Origin of the sequence: Microbacterium sp. CCH5-D1 (genome assembly GCF_001557335.1) — a bacterium.
GTDB lineage: Bacteria > Actinomycetota > Actinomycetes > Actinomycetales > Microbacteriaceae > Microbacterium > Microbacterium oxydans.
Map to the genome: position 1 here is coordinate 1 of NZ_LSJW01000234.1, position 1,350 is coordinate 1,350.

Annotated in this window: 1 protein-coding gene; it reads left to right on the forward strand. The window is 66.7% G+C overall.

Features of this window, described 5'->3' with window-relative positions:
- Positions 1-228 precede the first annotated feature (228 nt).
- On the forward strand, positions 229-1,206 hold the full coding sequence (locus AX744_RS13830; protein ID WP_061017515.1) for a type IV toxin-antitoxin system AbiEi family antitoxin domain-containing protein: 978 nt from the start codon (positions 229-231) through the stop codon (positions 1,204-1,206).
- Positions 1,207-1,350 lie beyond the last annotated feature (144 nt).

The following is a 1,350-nucleotide window of genomic DNA, read 5'->3' on the forward strand; positions in this document are numbered from 1 at the left end:
GACCCATGCCTATCGTCGAGACCCAAGGCTGTCGCCGAAACCCACGCCCGCAGTCGCTCGGGGGCATGGGTCTCGACGATAGGCATGGGTCCGGGGACTGCCAGGTAGGCAGGTGCACCGCCGACTGTTGTTCTGCACAGCGTGGATGTGAAGCGAGTTGTCCGCACTTCCGGCAAGCGCTGGTCATCGCAGTGTGGATGGGCTGCGGGAAGGGTGAGGATCTAGTGCATGCGCAGGACCATCACCATCGAGGAAGCGCGCCGGCTCCTTCTCGCCAGAAGTGATGTGCTCGCTCGAGGGGTGACGGAGCGCGAGCTCCGGGCCATGGTCGACGACGGCTCGATCGTGCGAGTGCGTCGCGGCTGGTACGCGGATTCAGTGGAGTGGGAGCAGCTCTGGGACGAGAGTCGTCATCTGTTGAAGGTGCTCGCCGTGCACCGGGAATCCGCCGGTGGCCGTGCCACATTCTGCTTCGCTTCGGCGGCCGTCATCCACGGGCTTCCGCTCTATCGGACCTCGCCGACCCACGTTCACGCTGTTCTCGGTCCGACGAGTCGCAGCAGAGTGAAGTGGGGTGTCGCGAGGCACGATCTCACTCTCCGCGATAGCGACCTCGTGGAAGTCGAAGGCATCAGATGCACCTCGCTCGAGAGGACCGTGCTCGATCTGGCATGCCGGCTCACGCCCGAAGCGGCGATCTCCGTCGCTGACGCGGCGCTACGGCGCATCGCGGTCCGGCGACACGACCAGGACCATGCGGCTGCCGCAGAGTGGCGGAGTGAACTCGGGAGGCGGGCGCAAACCCTCTCGAACCGTGGCATCCGTCAGGCCCGAGAGGTGATCGCGTTCTCAGATGGCCGCGCTCAGCTGCCCGGAGAGAGCGTGAGTCGTCTGCACCTTCACCGTCTCGGGTTCACCGAGGTCGATCTGCAGTCGCGCGTCACCGGACCGCACGGCGAGGAGTACTCGCTCGACTTCGCCTTTCGGGGAGCGCGGACGTTCGGCGAGTTCGACGGGCGAGGAAAGTACCTCGATCCGACGTTGCGCACAGGGATATCGGCGGAGGCCGTGGTGCTCGCGGAGAAGCGTCGGGAGGATGCGATCCGCGGAGTCACAGGGTGGCGGATCGTCCGCTGGGGATCCGAGGACATCGTCACGTCGGATGCTCTCGGTGCGCGGCTCCGTGCGTTCGGCCTCCGCCCCTGACGCACGCTGCACTCGTGCTCGCCGAGCCCCCTGGTGTCACCGAGACCCACGCTCATCGCCCAGACCCATGTTCGGACGCGCATCCAGGTGTGGGTCTCGCAGGGGTGCGTGGGTCTCGGCGGGAGTGCGCCCGTCTTCACGCCA

Bases quoted from the DNA above. Each gene is read 5' to 3' on its own strand.
- AX744_RS13830 (WP_061017515.1), top strand. From the start codon at position 229: ATGCGCAGGACCATCACCATCGAGGAAGCGCGCCGGCTCCTTCTCGCC.